General features: G+C 43.4%; 12 protein-coding genes. 5 read left to right on the plus strand and 7 right to left on the minus strand.

The window, feature by feature from the left end; translation table 11 throughout:
- Nucleotides 1-3 precede the first annotated feature (3 nt).
- Both cysZ and E8Q33_RS12570 read left to right on the plus strand, forming a co-directional pair.
- A complete protein-coding gene (gene cysZ, locus E8Q33_RS12565) occupies nt 4-762 on the plus strand; it encodes a sulfate transporter CysZ (RefSeq protein WP_136555144.1) in 759 nt (252 codons plus the stop codon).
- A 332-nt stretch (nt 763-1094) separates the two neighbouring features.
- Complete coding sequence (locus E8Q33_RS12570) at nt 1095-3182, plus strand: TonB-dependent receptor domain-containing protein (RefSeq protein WP_136555146.1); 2088 nt, start codon at nt 1095-1097, stop codon at nt 3180-3182.
- A 60-nt stretch (nt 3183-3242) separates the two neighbouring features.
- Here E8Q33_RS12570 and E8Q33_RS12575 read toward each other — a convergent pair whose 3' ends face one another.
- Complete coding sequence (locus tag E8Q33_RS12575; RefSeq protein WP_136555148.1) at nt 3243-3446, minus strand: (2Fe-2S)-binding protein; 204 nt, start codon at nt 3444-3446, stop codon at nt 3243-3245.
- Between the two features lie 206 nt (nt 3447-3652).
- On the opposite strand from E8Q33_RS12575, the gene E8Q33_RS12580 reads away from it, so the two are divergent.
- Nucleotides 3653-5233, plus strand: coding sequence for a glucan biosynthesis protein G (locus E8Q33_RS12580; RefSeq protein WP_136555150.1), 1581 nt, complete (start codon nt 3653-3655; stop codon nt 5231-5233).
- A 112-nt stretch (nt 5234-5345) separates the two neighbouring features.
- Nucleotides 5346-7385, plus strand: a complete 2040-nt coding sequence (gene mdoH / locus E8Q33_RS12585) for a glucans biosynthesis glucosyltransferase MdoH (protein ID WP_211116165.1) — start codon at nt 5346-5348, stop codon at nt 7383-7385.
- Between the two features lie 60 nt (nt 7386-7445).
- Here mdoH and E8Q33_RS12590 read toward each other — a convergent pair whose 3' ends face one another.
- From E8Q33_RS12590 to E8Q33_RS12600, 3 genes are read right to left on the minus strand one after another with little or no spacing between them, the layout of a single operon-like run.
- Nucleotides 7446-8060 (minus strand): trans-aconitate 2-methyltransferase, encoded by a 615-nt coding sequence (locus tag E8Q33_RS12590; protein WP_136555152.1) that lies wholly within the window; start codon nt 8058-8060, stop codon nt 7446-7448.
- A 15-nt stretch (nt 8061-8075) separates the two neighbouring features.
- Entirely contained in the window at nt 8076-9263 is a 1188-nt protein-coding gene (locus tag E8Q33_RS12595) for a pyridoxal phosphate-dependent aminotransferase (protein ID WP_136555154.1), read from the minus strand.
- Nucleotides 9247-10014, minus strand: coding sequence for an HAD family hydrolase (locus tag E8Q33_RS12600; protein ID WP_136555156.1), 768 nt, complete (start codon nt 10012-10014; stop codon nt 9247-9249). Before E8Q33_RS12600 ends, E8Q33_RS12595 begins: the two co-directional genes overlap by 17 nt.
- Nucleotides 10015-10125: 111 nt before the next feature.
- Here E8Q33_RS12600 and dksA point away from each other — a divergent pair, with 111 nt between their 5' ends.
- On the plus strand, nt 10126-10548 hold the full coding sequence (gene dksA / locus E8Q33_RS12605) for an RNA polymerase-binding protein DksA (RefSeq protein ID WP_069295949.1): 423 nt from the start codon (nt 10126-10128) through the stop codon (nt 10546-10548).
- Nucleotides 10549-10620: 72 nt separating this feature from the next.
- Here the strand turns inward: dksA and E8Q33_RS12610 are convergent, their stop codons facing one another.
- From E8Q33_RS12610 to E8Q33_RS12620, 3 genes are read right to left on the minus strand one after another with little or no spacing between them, the layout of a single operon-like run.
- Nucleotides 10621-12387 carry a translocation/assembly module TamB domain-containing protein gene (locus E8Q33_RS12610; protein WP_168800209.1) on the minus strand — a complete coding sequence of 589 codons (1767 nt, stop codon included), beginning with the start codon at nt 12385-12387 and terminating at the stop codon, nt 10621-10623.
- The gene (locus tag E8Q33_RS12615; RefSeq protein WP_136555159.1) at nt 12303-14672 is read right to left on the minus strand and encodes a hypothetical protein; all 2370 of its coding nucleotides are present in this window, start codon (nt 14670-14672) and stop codon (nt 12303-12305) included. The genes E8Q33_RS12610 and E8Q33_RS12615 overlap by 85 nt, the downstream gene beginning before the upstream one ends.
- Nucleotides 14669-16423, minus strand: coding sequence for an autotransporter assembly complex family protein (locus E8Q33_RS12620; protein WP_247870095.1), 1755 nt, complete (start codon nt 16421-16423; stop codon nt 14669-14671). The genes E8Q33_RS12615 and E8Q33_RS12620 overlap by 4 nt, the downstream gene beginning before the upstream one ends.
- Nucleotides 16424-16546: the final 123 nt, after the last annotated feature.

Raw genomic sequence — 16546 nt, forward strand, 5'->3', positions numbered from 1 at the left:
TATATGGGTGATTTTATCCAAGGCTCACGCTATTTATTAAGCGGATTCAAACTTATCAATCAACCTGGTGTGCGGCGTTTCGCCTTCATACCTATTGTGATAAATACCCTGCTGTTTGCCGGAGCCATCTGGTTTGGCATCAGTCAGTTTGATTACTGGATGACCCAGTTAACACCGACCTGGTTACCAGAGTGGTTGTCCAATGCCTTGATGTGGATTCTCTGGCCATTGTTTGCGATTTTGATTGTGTTAATTGTGTTTTTTACCTTTTCCATTCTCGCCAATATAGTCGCTGCACCATTTAATGGATTATTAGCTGAAGCAGTTGAAAAACGCCTTTCCAATCAACCTCCACCAGAACAAACCTTTTGGCAATTAATTGCTGATACGCCACGGATGATTTTTAACGAATTACGCAAATTAGCCTATCTGCTGAAATGGATGATTCCGCTATTTATCCTGTCATGGATTCCAGGTATTAATCTTATAGCACCGTTGTTATGGCTGTTCTTTTCCAGCTGGACATTAGCGCTTGATTATCATGATTATCCACTTGGAAATCATCTGATGGGTTTTAAACAACAACGAGAGTTGCTCAGAAAAAAACGCTCATTAGCTTTGGGTTTTGGCATGACCACTTTGGGCGCGACCATGATCCCTATCCTGAATTTTTTGATTATCCCGGTGGCAGTTGCCGGTGCGACGGCTCTTTATGTCGGTCGTTTGCAAAACCTGACTGAACTAGTGTCAACAGAAAATTAACTTTCCGCCTGGATGCTTAATTAGGTTATGACACTTCCTTTTTGAGTAGTGTACTGGCTTGTTATTCATCATAAATTCTGTTTTTAAAACCTATCCAATATTCCTATCATTTCTTTTCAGCGTCTTAATACATTTTTCTTCGGCCTATTTTCAAATATCAGATCAAGCCTGAGTTCTTCTCCATATATATCCTCGTAGCACAATTCATACACTGTGGAACTAATACAATAATTAACTGTTGCGCCTACAAATAAGAAGCATTATCATTACGTTACTCAAAAGCAGAACGATACGTTTCAATATTAAAAACCATAGGGATAGAAGGAAAAAAAATGAGATTAAAACCACTTTATGTGATGCAGGCATTGGCAATTGCTAGTATTTCAATGTCAGCTAATGCGGAAACACAAACTACCACCCAATTTAAAATGCCTGCATTGCAAGTAGTCGGCACTGAAGGTTCTAAAGAAGAGCGTATTTCGCGCCAGACAGGTGCTGTAGTCCTCATCGATCGTGAAGAAATTGAGCGCATCCAACCAACCTCCACAGAAGACGTTTTACGCCGAGTTCCTGGGATTAACGCTAAAACTGAAGAAGAATCATCGGTAGTTAGCAATATTGGTATTCGAGGCCTTTCCGCAAGTGAATCTAAATCTTTGATTTTGGAAGACGGTGTCCCTGTTGCACCTGGTTTATTTATTGGTAATGACCGCTATTTCAATCCGCGCATTCAGCGCATGGAAGGTATTGAAATATTAAAAGGTTCTTCATCTTTACGTTATGGGCCATCCACTATCGGTGGGGTTATTAACTACCAAACAAAAACACCAGATGATGGTGTACATGTTTCTACTCGTTTTGGTTCTTTCAATACACGTGAAGCAACGTTAGAAGCTGGCGGTCGTACAGAATCCGGTGATAGCTTCGCGGGTATCGTTGCCACCCGCGCCCTAAGCGATGGCTTTATGGACAAAGATTACCGCATGAGTGACATCATGGTTAAAGCCGGGACTAAGTTGAATGAAAATCACAGCTTGGGCATAAAGCTTTCTTACTATGAGAATGAAGCTAACATCTCTTACCGAGGCATGTTCCTGAATGATTACAAAGCAGGCAGAACTTACAACCCTGCTCCAGATGATTATTTCTTAACTGATCGCAAGGCTATAGATGTAAACCATGAGTGGCATTTAAGTGATAACGTCACGCTGACCACCTTGGCCTATTGGAGTGAAATGTCCCGTGACTACTGGCGCTATGGTGTTAACACTGGTGCTTCAAATGCATCCGGGCGTTGGGTTTACACTGATAGTCTAAATGGTAATAACCGAAGCTTTGAGCGTTATGGCGTTGAATCTCGTTTAGCAATTGATCATAACCTGTTCGGCATAACCAATGAAACCGAGTTTGGTATTCGTTACATGCAGGAAGAATCTGACGATAAAACTATCGGTGCGACACGAGCTAATGATCGAAGCGGAAGGTTGAACAACCATCTTCGTGATAAAGCTGACAGTATTGCTGGTTATGTACAAAACCGCTTTGAAATCACTGATCGTCTAGCTGTAACGCCTGGATTACGAGTTGAATCCTACGAACAGAAACGTAATACCATTTTAGTTCGAAACGCTAGTGGAGTTCTGCTTCCTGCAGCTACTGGTTCAGAAAAAACTAACAATACTGAAGTACTGCCAGGTATTGGTGCAACCTATCAGTTAATACCAGAAGCTCAGTTGTATGGCGGTGTGTATAAGGCTTTCTCTCCAGCTTCAAACAATGTTGCACTGGAGGGGCTGACAGACCAAAAACTGGATGGTCAACGCTCAGTAAACTATGAACTAGGAATACGTGGCGCTGTTGATCGTATGTCGTACGAGCTTACAGGCTTCTATATGGATTTCGATAATCTGGTTGTTACTGGAAACTCCGATCCAAACTTATCTCAATCTAATGCAGGTGAGAGCAAACATTACGGCCTGGAAGCTGCTTTGGGTTACGAATTAGGTGGTGGTTTCAGTGTTGATACAAACCTAACATGGGTTCCCTACTCTAGGTTTGAAGCGGGCGAAAATAGCGGTAATCGTCTACCGTATTCTCCTAAATTCCTTGCAAACGTAGCATTGAACTATACTCAAGGTAAATTCTCCAGTTCATTAACGGCGCATCACCGTGGTGAGCAATATGGGCTTGAAACAAATGAAGAGAACATTCCTACTGGTGCCGGTGGTGGTATCTGGGGTGGGTTAATGCCTTCATATACTGTCTACGATCTTTATGCCCAGTATCAAGTTAGTGAGCAGTTCCGTGTGCGCGGTGCAGTTAAGAACCTGACAGACAAACTCTACATTACTGGTTTACGCCAAGGTATTTATGTTGGCCCTGAACGTTCGTTCGAAGTTGGTTTTGACTACAGCTTCTAAGCTGAAAACAAATGAGGTGCGACAGCTCTGTCGCACCTCCTTTTTCAACATTTGTCTTTTCTATTTAAAAACCAATTCATCCAGCAATAATTCGATCTCGTGATCACAGGAACCACATCCTGAAATTGCGCCGGTTTTTCGTGAGATGGTATCCGTGTCTACAATGCCCTGCTCTACCAGGCTAATAATCTTTCCCCGCGTAGTACCACTGCAATCACAAATTACTTCATCAATATTTTCAGTCATGTCATTTTTGTTATCCATCGTGATTACCTGACAAAAAAATAATAGTGGAGAAGAATTTTCCGGTTTGGTTTAGCATATTAAATAGCGTTAGTTATGATTAACTCAAGTTATTGTGACGTCATGCCCAAACTGAAATAGTAGCTAATGATTAATTGTTCTTGGTCAGACAAGAGCCTTCCCGAGATCTATCCCATTTTGATTCCGTATTTAAAGGATTTAGCTGCATGTTGAGTAAATTATCTCTACAGCAAAATTTCGCGTTACCACAATCACTAATGAGCTTTTCCAGACTCATTATCGTTATATTTACCAGTCTTTTTTTTAGTACCACTTTTGCTGAAACATCTAACGAACAGGTCGACGGCACAGCATTTTCACATGACACAGTTATTGAATATGCTCGCAAGCTTGCTGAAGAACCGTTTAAACAACCAAAAACTGCTCCAGAAGAATTAAAAAAGCTGGATTATTCCACCTATCGGCAAATCAATTTTCTGGAAAATGCGGCGATTTGGGGGGGTACTCCAACTAAATTTTCGGTGCAATTATTTGCCCCCGGATTTCTATACCAGGATTTAATTGATATTGATGTGGTTGAATCAGGAAAGTCTTTTCCGCTTGAGCTCTCTGAAAATTCATTTCGTGTACCGAATGAAATCATCGGCAAAAAACTGACTGAAGTAGGTAAATATGCGGGTTTGCGCCTCCACTATCCTCTGAATAATGCTGATTATCAGGATGAATTTATTGTGTTCCAAGGGGCCAGTTATTTCCGCGTTGTCTCCAAGGGTCAGCTTTATGGAATTTCTGCGCGTGGCTTGGCGATTGATGTCGGACAACCAAAAGGTGAAGAGTTTCCAATTTTTAAACGTTTCTGGATTGAACGGCCATCCTCAAAACAGAATGCCATCGTGGTCCATGCCTTACTGGATAGTAAAAGTGTCACCGGAGCCTATCGCTTTGGAATACATCCTGGCTCCCCCAGCAAGGTGGATGTTCAGGCCATTCTGTTTCCTCGCACAGATGTCAAACACGTCGGCCTTGCGCCATTAACATCAATGTTTATGCATGGCGGCATGGATCGCCCTGATCAACTGGATTATCGCCCGGCAGTGCATGACTCAGAAGGTTTGCAAATGCGAAATGGCCAAGGTGAACGAATCTGGCGTCCGTTGAACAATCCGCAGACGTTGCAGATAAGTGCATTTATAGATGAGAACCCGAAGGGATTTGGGTTGATTCAGCGTAATCGTGATTTTGCTTATTATCAGGATCTTGAAGCCAATTATCATCAGCGTCCTTCAGCATGGATAGAACCGGTGGGTGACTGGGGCAAAGGTCAGGTTGAACTGGTTGAGATACCATCAGCCTCGGAAGAAAATGACAATATTGTTGCCTACTGGAAACCAGAAAATGGCCTGAAAAAAGGCGAACCGTTTGAGTTTGCTTATACCTTAACATCTCCTGATGATGTGCCTACCAATAAAAATAGACCCCGTATTGTCGGCAGCGCTAGTGGATTGAAATTATTCGATAAAAACAAAGAAATATTGATTGATTACAGCAACATCAACAGCGATGACATTGAAAATATTGACGTTATTGCCAGTATTAGTCAGGGCAAGATCTTAGAAAGTCGGATCGAAGCAAACCCTCATATTAACGGTGCACGAGTAGTGATAACGTTTGATTCTCAAGATGCTGATGTTGCAGAGTTACGAGTGCAACTTAATAAAGGTGATAAACAAGCTGCACCAACCTGGCTTTACAGATGGTTAAGCAGAGACTGGAACAATTCTTTATGAGCGTTGAGTTATTGACTGACAATAATGAAAAGAGCATCGCTTATGAACGTGCTCTGCCCCCTGAGTCGCCATTATCCATGCCTCGGCATGGCGTATACGAACAGGTTTGTCGATGCGTCATAATCAACGGACATTCTTTTATATCCTAAGAACCTTAGTTTCCAGATTATTCGTACTCGCCGTGATGCTGGGATTATCGTATTACGGTATTACCGAAATATATGGTGTTTTAAGTACCACCAATAACGTTACTTACCTACAGTGGTTGTTCTTAATTCTGTTCAGTATTAACTTTCTCTGGGTATCGTTTGCTTTTGCACAAGCCTTGTTGGGTTTTTTACTTCATCTCAAACCAAGGCTGATAAGACAAGCTGAGCGAGAAGCTGATTTTACCACCGCGATTTTGTTGCCCATCTATAACGAAGATCCGATAAGAATTAAAGCTGCGCTTAAAGTTATGCGCGAAGATATATTAAACAAAGCGCCCGGTAAGTTTGCCTTTTTTATCCTGAGCGACACCAATAAAGCAGATGCCTGGATTGCCGAAGAACAGGCTTTTCTGGATCTAGTCAACAAAGACGAATCCGGCTGCCCGGTCTACTATCGTCGCCGTCAGAATAATTCTGAACGTAAAGCCGGCAATATCGGTGATTGGGTGCAACGCTGGGGCGGCGCTTATGAAGCAATGATTGTTTTAGATGCCGATAGTGTGATGAGCGGTGAGTGCATGCTTAAATTGTCCCAACGGATGGCGGCGTCTCCTGGGGTAGGTTTAATTCAGACGTTACCAACTATCATCAGAGCAAACACGTTGTATGGGCGTTTACAGCAATTTGCTAACCATTGTTTTGGCCCAATTTACGCTGAAGGCTTATCTGCCTGGCATGGTTTGTCTTCCAATTTTTGGGGGCATAACGCCATCATTCGCACCCGAGCATTCGCCGAGTCATCTCATCTGCCGATTTTGCCCGGTAAACCACCATTCGGTGGGCATGTATTAAGCCACGATTTTATTGAAGCGGCCTTATTACGTCGTGCAGGTTGGGGCGTTCGCTTTGACACTGATATTCAAGCAACTTTTGAGGAATCTCCACCGTCGTTGATTGATGTGATGATTCGAGATCGCCGTTGGTGTCAGGGAAACCTGCAACATACGCCGTTTATGTTCGCTCAGGGGTTTGTTCTGCCTACTCGTTTGCATATATTTTCGGGACTAATGTCGTATTTAAGTGCGGTTTTCTGGTTATCGTTAATTGTTGTCGGTTTAGCTATCGCTGTACAGGCAACCTATGTTCGGCCTGAATATTTTGCTAACCCGTCACTGTTCCCTACCTGGCCGGTATTTGACTCGGAACGGGCTTTAAACTTATTTATTGTTTCGATGGCTATTGTTATTGCACCAAAAGTATTTGGCTGGTTTGCAGCACTAATCAATATTCCTCGTTGTATGCAATTTGGTGGTCCAATTCTGTTGACCTTGAGTACCCTGCTGGAAATGATCATGTCGGCTTTATACGCACCCATTCTGATGGTGCATCAATTTGGCGTGGTGGTTGGCATTTTTCGTGGTAAAGACAGTGGCTGGATGCCTCAATCACGCGATGATGGTGCCTTAAACTGGGCATCGGTTGCCCGTGCTCATATTGGTCATACTATCTTTGGTATTATTCTCGCTGTTATCTCGTTAGTACTCAGTAAAGAATTATTTTATTGGTTGTTACCGATTACCGGAGGGTTGATGTTATCCATCCCGTTATCCTGGATAAGCGGCGGCGCCCGGCGCAGCAAGTTAATCAAATGGTTAGGTCTGTTACGGGCACCCGAAGAGAAACATCCAGCACCGATTATCAAAGCATTGGAAGCACAGCTGTCTCAACTTTCTGATCAGCCCAAGCAACATGCCTTTATCCGCTTGCTAAATGATCCACAGCTTTGTAAATGGCATATCGCCCAGCTGCCGGACGATGCTGGACAACGCCCGGTATTTCACCCGCCCCGTATTCTGGCGGAATGGAAAGTGCGTCATGCCGAGAGTATGCAGCAACTTGAGACTTGGCTGGAACCAGCAGAATCAATGGCATTTTTAAGTCAACGAGATTGTTTGCAACAACTGAAAAGTCTTGAACACTCGTTTCTTAAACAAGTTGTTTAATTGTTAAATCCAGTACATCGAGCCAATTTAATTCTGTTTAGTTAAGTTAATAAACTAAGTTTAAGCAGTTGGCTCGTCTCTTTTCTGCACAATCAAATAGAGATGTAATTCGGGATATTGATCATATTCAAGATGCCTACATACCGCGCCGGCTTTATCAATCAGTCTAAGTGTGTCGGGGATGCCTAACACGTTGTAATACATCGGTGGCCCCATTACTGAATCAGTTTTCTCAGAGGCTGTATCCATCGCACCAGTGGTAAAAATCAAAACGCCACCGGGTGTCAAAGCATCAATCAACTTGTTCAAAACCGGTTGCTGCTGATTTAACGGTAAATGCCAAATGCTATCCCAGGCTGAAATAAAATCGTATTGCTGAGTAAACTGCCATTCACAGATATCAGCATGATGAAAAATCGTTTGCGGATGTCTTTTACGAGCAAATTCCAGCATCTTTTCTGATATATCCAGCCCTTCCACATCAAATCCGTAACTCATCAACAAATCTAGAATACGTCCACTAGCACCACAGCCAATGTCGAATGCTTTAGATTTATTTTTTACAAATGCAATTGCCCGTTTGTGTTGTTTGATTCCATTGTCGCGGTTAAAGCTGTCGCTGTTCCACACATCAGCAATCTGATCATAACTTTCGGCGACTTGTTTTGGTTTCATCTGTGGTTTATCACACTATAATTTATTCAACGCAGCATGAATCCGTTCGACAGCCTGAATTAAACGAGCTTCATCTGTGGTATAGGCAAATCGCACATGTTGATCGGCAAGATGTAAACCGAAGTCATTACCTGGCGTAATCGCCACCCCTGCTTCGCTGAGAAGATATTTAGATAACGCCATGCCATTTGGGATTTTGTCATTCAATAATTTGCTACAGTCTGCATAAATATAAAACGCGCCTTGCGGTTTCACCGGAATGGAAAAGCCCAATGATTGCAATGCCGGTAACAATATATCTCGGCGTTTTTCAAATGCTTGGCGGCGTTGTTCGAGAATCGCCAGACTCTCCTGTTCAAATGCAGTCAATGCAGCATGTTGAGCGGTTGTTGGTGCGGCCAGAAAAAGATTTTGTGCCAAGCGATCCATCACTGGTTCGAGACTTTCCGGCACCACTAGCCAACCCAATCGCCAGCCAGTCATGCCAAAGAATTTGGAAAAACTATTGATGACAATCGCTTCATCATCGACTTCAAGGATGGAAGGCAAATGTACGCCATCGTAATTCAGTCCATGATAAATCTCATCAACAACTAATAGTCCCCGCTTTGCGTTAACGGCCTCTGAGAGGGCTTTTAAGCCGTCTTTATCAATAATGGTTCCGGTAGGGTTAGAAGGTGTAGCAACCAGGGCTATTTGCGTGTCCTGATTCCAGTATTTTTCAATATGTTCTGGAGATAATTGGTAAGCCGTATCGGCACCCACCGGCACAGAAACGGCAGAGGCTTCTACAAAACGGGCGAAATGTCGGTTACAGGGATAACCCGGATCGGTCATTAATAAATGCTTGCCTGCTTCTAATAGTGCTCCCATCACTAGAAGTAAGGCGCCTGAAGCGCCAGGGGTAATGACAATTCGTCGTGGTGAAATGACAAGCCCGTATTGCTGTTGATACCAGTCGGCTATTTTTTCGCGTAATGCCATCAAGCCTAATGATGGTGTGTAAAACGTATCACCGTTTTTTAATGAAGCAATTGCAGCATCAATAATAGGCTGCGGCGTTTGAAAATCCGGCTCCCCAATTTCCAGGTGAATAATATCCCTGCCCTGAGCTTGCAGCACCTTACCTTGCGATAAAATATCCATCACCTGAAACGGTTTAATATCCAGCGCGCGTTGAGTTATGTTAATTGGCTTTGGCATGTAAATCCTGAATGGTTTGAGCAGTGATATAACTCGTATTGATCGGTGAGCCAGCGATTATTTTGCAGGGAGAATCAGCTTCGCCAAGCTGATCCACAACACACACTGCCTGGTTGAAATCCTCTTCGGCGGTATAGGAATTAATAGTTACCAATGTGCTTATGCCTGCTCCAACAGCGGCCTGCAAACCATTGGCTGAATCTTCTATTGCCAAACACTCTTTGGCATCCAAGTGCAATTGTTGCAGGCAATAGTGATAAATATCTGGGGCAGGCTTTTTCATGGGCACAATATCACCCGCTGCAATGCAATCAAACCAGTCTAAAGCACCTTCCCCCATCGTTGCTTTAATTAAACCTGTTACATTCTCTGGAGTTGATGTGGTGGAAATAGCCAGTCTGATTCCAGCAGCTCGTAATTCCTCTATCAATCTTTTCACACCAGGACGTAGCTGAATTGTCTGGCTTTCCAGCAAGCCAACATAGTGCCTGTTTTTATCAGCGTGTAATTTAGTAATCATGTCACGATGATCACCGGCAAAACCACACTGCAAATGAAAATTTTCCAGATAGTACTGGATACGTTCTTTACCGCCCGTTATCGCCAATAATTGTCCATAAAACTGTTCATCCCAATACCAATCCAGACTCGCCTCGGCAAATGCGCGATTGAACGCAATTCGGTGACCACTACGCTCGGTTTCAGCAAGGGTTCCATCTACGTCGAATATAACGGCTTTTAATTGATTCATTAGTCTCTTATTTTTTTCAAAATGGGTTAAAATAGCTCAATTATTTTGCACATGCCCGAAGCTTCTGGTATAGATGCGCCCTTGTTTTTAGAAAGTATGAGGTTTGCCAACATGGACCCGAACCAAGATGATGTAAGTTTCACCCCGTATCAACCGGGTAGTGATGAAGAATACATGAGCAAAGATATGGTAAAACATTTTCGGGGTATTCTCGAAAAATGGCGTTCGCAACTTATGGAAGAAGTTGACCGCACTGTTCACCATATGCAGGACGAAGCAGCAAACTTCCCGGATCCAAACGATCGCGCTACGCAGGAAGAAGAATTTACCCTTGAATTACGTACTCGTGATCGCGAACGCAAACTGATCAAAAAAATTGAAGAATCATTGATTGATATGGATAAAGGTGATTACGGATATTGTGAATCATGTGGTGTTGATATCGGTATCCGCCGTTTAGAAGCGCGTCCGACAGCAACATTGTGTATCGATTGCAAAACATTGGATGAAATTCGCGAAAAGAACCGCGCCTGATTTCACCCAGACTCACCTCATACTTGAGTAAAAGGTAGGTCAAAAAAGCCCTGTATTTATACAGGGCTTTTTTTATCGTTCGTAGATATACAACAAGTCCACGCCGCTATGTGTCCCTGACTCCGCTTGCAACGTCCAAATCTTGCTTAAGGTATAGCGTAATTGCACGGTGCTCACCGGCTCAAAGATACCAATGCCGTAACCCAAATAAAGTTTGGGTGACAGGTATTTGCCGATTTGCACTGCAGCCGTCTCTGGACTTTCACCTGTAAACTCGACCGAATCCAAACCAAAAGTGTTGGCAATTTGCTCACTTATCGCATTACCGTTGGAAATACCGAGGTTGGTTGCAGCTGAAGCCAACATCGCAGCATCAGCTGCGCTGGCTTGTCCTAATGGCCGTCCTAGAACAATATAAGACAGAATGTCTTCCTGGCTCATTGATGGCACTGAAAATAACGTTGCCTGGGGATTATTAGCAGGTCCGGTAATATGAATACCCGCCTGATAATTTGTGCCTTTACGAATTGCTTTTATATCTAGATCGGGGTTATCAATAGCTGCACCAGAAAACAACACTCTGCCATTATTTACGGTTAATTCGCGCCCATAAGCGGCATAACTGCCATCATTCACTGTGATTTGGCCATTGCCCAGCAAAAGCTCTCCTGCATCACCATATATGCGTAGATTTCCGCCCAGACGACCACGAAAACCTAATGCCCGTATCATCACATTGTCACCCAACTGCACAGTGACATCGACATCCGTTGCCAGACGCATTTTTTCATCATCCATTTCCTGACCGACAATCACCACATCCTGACTAGCTGAAACCGTGGTGTTGAAATCCATCGGTGCTAATTCTGCTGTAGGAATCGCAACTGTGCCACTCACTTTGGCTGTCTGCGGAGAAACCATCAGTTTTAAATCTGGCGAAGCAATCACATAAGCTTCCGGCAGATTCATCACTTCCAGCTGGTCACCTTTAATGGTGGCATTCAGCAACCAATCAGCATCGGTCATGCTGAAATCACCAGCAATTTCCAACTGGCCCTCGGCGGACTGTGCCTGCAATAACATCTTCACGCCAGATAAAGGATCGCCTTTGATATCGCCATTAATCGCCGATAAGGTTATCCCCATATCTACTAAAAATATTTGCCCATCACGCAAGCTGATTGCTGTGGATAATTCCGGTTGATTAACTGTGCCCTGCATATCAACATGCAACTCAAGTTTGCCGGCTAATTCATCAAATGCCAGTGTTTCCAGATTTAACGCAGCGAGATCTTCAACCGAAGTCTGCAATTGCAAGGTAAGCGGTGTGTCCTTCGGTGCTTCCATGACGGTTTTAATCGCGGCAGATTGCAATCTTGCTTCGATGGGCTGCATACCAGCGACATCGGGAGCAATAGTTATAGCCAGCATGCTGTCTTCAGCGGTGAGCTGATAAAGCAATTCAACCGACTCAAATTCAATCGGTTCTTGCTGGCGGAGGCCTTCCGATTCAAGTTTTAAAACAGCTTCGTCCAACGATAAATTGCCAGTGCCAGTAATATCCCCTTCCGCTGCCATAGCCAGTTGCAATTTGCCGTTAATAAACCCGGATAATTTTGCGTATTCCTCAATCCAGGGTCTGAACAGTTCCATTGAAAGTTGATTGATGTCTACTTGAGCCTGAGCACCTTGCACCGCATTTTCACCTTGCAGACACAGTTCTGCCTGCTGAGCAGATTGCCAGCAATGTTGCGTCATGATCTGTTTATCCGCTGATAACTGGATATCACCGGCTTCACGTAGTTGCCAGCTGCCCGCCATATCATTATCAATGTCCATTGACTGTAACCGGCCGTCCATTGATTTTCTGCATTTAAGCTACCTTGTAATAGACTGGATAAGGTCACAATGTCAGACTGGATCTGCAGACCAAGCTGGTGTTGATCGCGTTTACCACTCAAACTTAAGTCAACTGAATCGATGGTTTGTTGAGCAACTACGATCTGCGTTGACTTAACATTAAGTTTGCTTTGTTGATTGTCAGTAAGGTCTATTTGGGCATTGGCATTAAAAGAGCCGATAGTTAGTTCATCGGCCCAGTGAATAGCGCTGCCGTCCAGTTTGGCATTCAGTTTTAATCTGGCCAGTTCGCCGAACAATTGCCCCTGCCCGTTTAAACTACCGGATAAATCAGGATGAAAATCCTGCAGATTGGGTGAAGCTAATTGCCAACTTAAATCCAGCTGCTTCTCAACCTTACCATTTAACGATAGTTGTGAATCGCCTAGTTTGAGCAGCAAATCTTCAATATTTACATCGGTATTAATTGCTTGCAGATTACTATCCAGCGAAAAGTTACGTTCTCTCAACATGCCGTTTAAATGCAATTGCTGCACACTGGCTTGGAAATTACCCTCACCTTTATCCTGAAATTGTAATTGTGCCTGACCACTTATCCTGCCCGGCCATTCAGTGTCAAAAGCCGCGGGATCCAGCTGTCTTAAGGTGAGTTTTCCTTCAACCAACAGATTTTCTTTCCAATTGACTTTGCCGCTAAAACCGGCACCACCATCTGCGATTTTAGTATCAGCCCGTATCTCGGTTATTCCGGCTTCCGGGCTGCTGGCCAGTAAATTTACTATCAAGGGGATGTCATCAATAATAAAATCTGAATCTAGTTTTAAATCAAATAGTTCTTTCTCACCTTTAAGGTTGAATAAACCCGAATAGCTTTCAACCGTGACGCCACTTAAACTTGCCGGTAGCTGCAGATTTTTCCATCCACCTTCCAATTGATAACGTAACTCAGGATCCCAACCGACATCACCACTAACAGCAAGCTCAGCGAGCGCCGATTGGATTTCTAGTGAATTAATTGTCGCGTGCTGCAGATCACCGCTTAAATTTGTATTAATCGTCCAGTTTTGCTCCAGTGCTGATAGCGAACTGCTCAGTACCAAACGATAATCCTGCAGGTTCCCATCCAAAGAAAGTTGTCCTGAGGCATCGCCAACTAATAATTCGGTATCGGGTTGCCAAGGCCATTTTAGCTTCGACCAGCTTGCCTCAATTGAAAAGCCGCTCTCCAGCGGATCTTCAGTAACTTGTATGTCGCCATGCAGCTCGGCAAAACTGTTTTGACTGATAGCGGCCATTAAATCAACACGCCAGTTGCTTAAATCATTCGAACTCAAACTTACACTTGCCGACAATGGTGGGTGTATTTCTTCAAATTCATCCAGTTGAAAATCAAGTTCTAACTTAGCGCTGTTCAAGGTGCCTTTGGCATCTAAATCGATTGCGGTGATATTGCCAAGGTCAGTTTTAAGAATTTTCCCCAAGGGCAACTCTTCACTTTCAATGCTGAGACGCCAATCTAAATCACCTAGCAGATTACGCACCATGATGGTTTGTTCAGATGCAAATGGTGCCCCCAATTGCTGTCGTAATGTCATTTGTTGAAGATCACCGGTAATCGTTCCGGTTGCAGAAATAAGGCCCCATTCAGGATCGTTCAGTCTGGCACCATAATTTAAATTGGTGGTGTAGGGTTCGTTTAACTGCACATTGCCCACTAAGGTAAAAGCAAACACATCACGATTCAGCCTTAATGAAGAGACAATCAACCGGTCGTAATTCAACCTTAGTGATGTATCGAAACGATCAAATAAAGACGTTGCAACACCTTGATTATCAATCAATTCCGCTCTCGTTATGCGCAATGATCTGACATGTATTGCAAGGGGGATGCGTATTTCCGGGAGGCTGAAGCTATCTTCATCATCAACCTCGATGACCGTTTCGGCCTGTTTGATTTGCAGCTTATTTAAATGGACTTGATTGATAATAAATCGGCTGGAAAGTAGCGACCATAACTGCCAACGGGCATCAATAGTATCGACATAAATCGCATCGCCATCTTCAGGTTCATAGGCAATACCTTTTAAAAATATGCCATCGTAAAGCCGACCACGTGCTTCGTTAATAGTGAGTTCTGGTATGGTTTTCTGAGTAAAATTTAATGCTGTTTCAAAACCAGACTTTGTCATTAATAACCAATATAAGCCTGCCGGCAAAACCAGCAACAGTGTAATAGCGATTATCCATAATGCGCGCTTTATCACAAATCAGGCCCTATCATGATATGTAAACCAAAGGGTTTGTCTTCATCCGAAATACCACTGGCTACATCCACTCGTATCAAGCCAACCGGTGAACGCCAGCGAATACCGACACCTACACTATACTCTATTGGATCAGACCAACTATTGAATGCGTTACCAAAATCAGTAAACACCGCACCACCCCAATTCTGCAAAAACATATGTTCATATTCGACACTGCCAACAGCCGTATAACGACCACCAGTCACCTCATCAAGATCATTTTTTGGACCAAGTGATTGATAATTAAATCCACGAATACTGTTATCGCCACCGGCAAAAAAACGTAAGGAACTGGGTAATTGTGAAAAGTCACTGACTTCAGTGGCACCAACGGTTGCTCTGGTAATAACTCTGCTGGAACCACCAATGCTTTTGATGTATTTACCACGCAAGACTATTTGGCTGAAACTGATATCTGACAGAAAACCTTCAGCCGCACCACTCAGCTCTACGCTGACTCGACCACCATGTCGGGTATAAATAGTGTCATCAGCCCAGGTTCTGGCGTAAGCAATTCCGGGAATTAATAAAGTGGTTGATGCAGAATCGTCTGACACGTCAAAGTTTTCGTTAAGAAACTTGATGCTACCGGTTTCTTCCCAGCCCCAACGCATGCGGTTGTAATAACTTCCGACCGCAACGGATTGGCTTTCACTGGTATCGGTATCTTCTTGCTTTAATTCTGTATTAAAACCAACTGTATCAATGTTTTCACTCCAGAACGGCATCTGGTAATCGGCACCAATCCGGTTGGCAATTTGCGATAAACGACTTTCTACCGAAAGTCTATGACCACGATCGTTTACGTAGCGGTTTTGCCACCCCAGACTCATCCTGGCACCGGTATCAGTACCATAGCCCACCCCTGCGCTATAACGATGCTTCAGATTTTCATCCAATGAAACCTCTATAGGGACTTCATCGTTTTCCCGAGCAGACGTCATCGCTTGAGTAGAAACAGAAGCAAAATAGCCGCTGTTTTGTAAGTTATTGCGTAATGTCAGTAACTTGCTTGAAGTGAAGGGTTCACCTGTTTCGATAGGTGACATCGCTTCAAGCAATTCATCATTTACCACGGTATCTGGAAAAGAAATCGTACCGAATCGATAGCGCTGTTTGCCGTCATACACCAGACAAATGTCGGCAGCATTAGCCTCTATATCTACACTGACCCGATTACAGGTAAAAGCACCATCAAAGTATCCACGCTCAGCAGAAATTCTGAGCATAGACTTTTTGGCATTTTCATAATTGTCATGTTTAAAGTGGTCTCCCACTTTAAGCGGCATAGTCTTTACCAATGTAGTAAAGACCGGATCAGTCTTAGCATCACCCTCAACAGCGATATTGATTTTACGAATAGTGACAGGTTGGCCCAACGCAATTTGATAACTGGCCTGCCAGTTATTTTCGTCAGTCTCAATTAATTCAGCAGTAATTTCAGGGGAATAATAACCATATACCGTAAGCATATGTTTCAATTCATCGGTCGCTTGATCGTGTAAACGGCCAACGCTGCGAGACTCCAGCCGCGGGCTATTCTTTTGTCTATTGATGCTCAGACCATTCAACAAAGTTTCAGTTAATTCTTCATCTGCCCTGTTATTTGAATATCGATATTCTTTTCTGAATCTGCCATGACCAAATGGGATGGCAAAAAACTCAAAATTAATAACAGGATGACCCTGTTGAAAAAATAGTATTGGCATAACGGCATAGAATTTCTGTCATTACTGAAGGGGTATTTTTGAGAGGTGAAGCAAATTTAACTGTCACAATTATGACAGCTTGAAGCCTTCGACGTTCTTAATAAACGAAATTAAATGACTAGT

The organism is Methylophaga sp. SB9B, assembly GCF_004832235.1.
In the GTDB taxonomy this organism is placed as follows: Bacteria; Pseudomonadota; Gammaproteobacteria; order Nitrosococcales; family Methylophagaceae; genus Methylophaga; species Methylophaga muralis.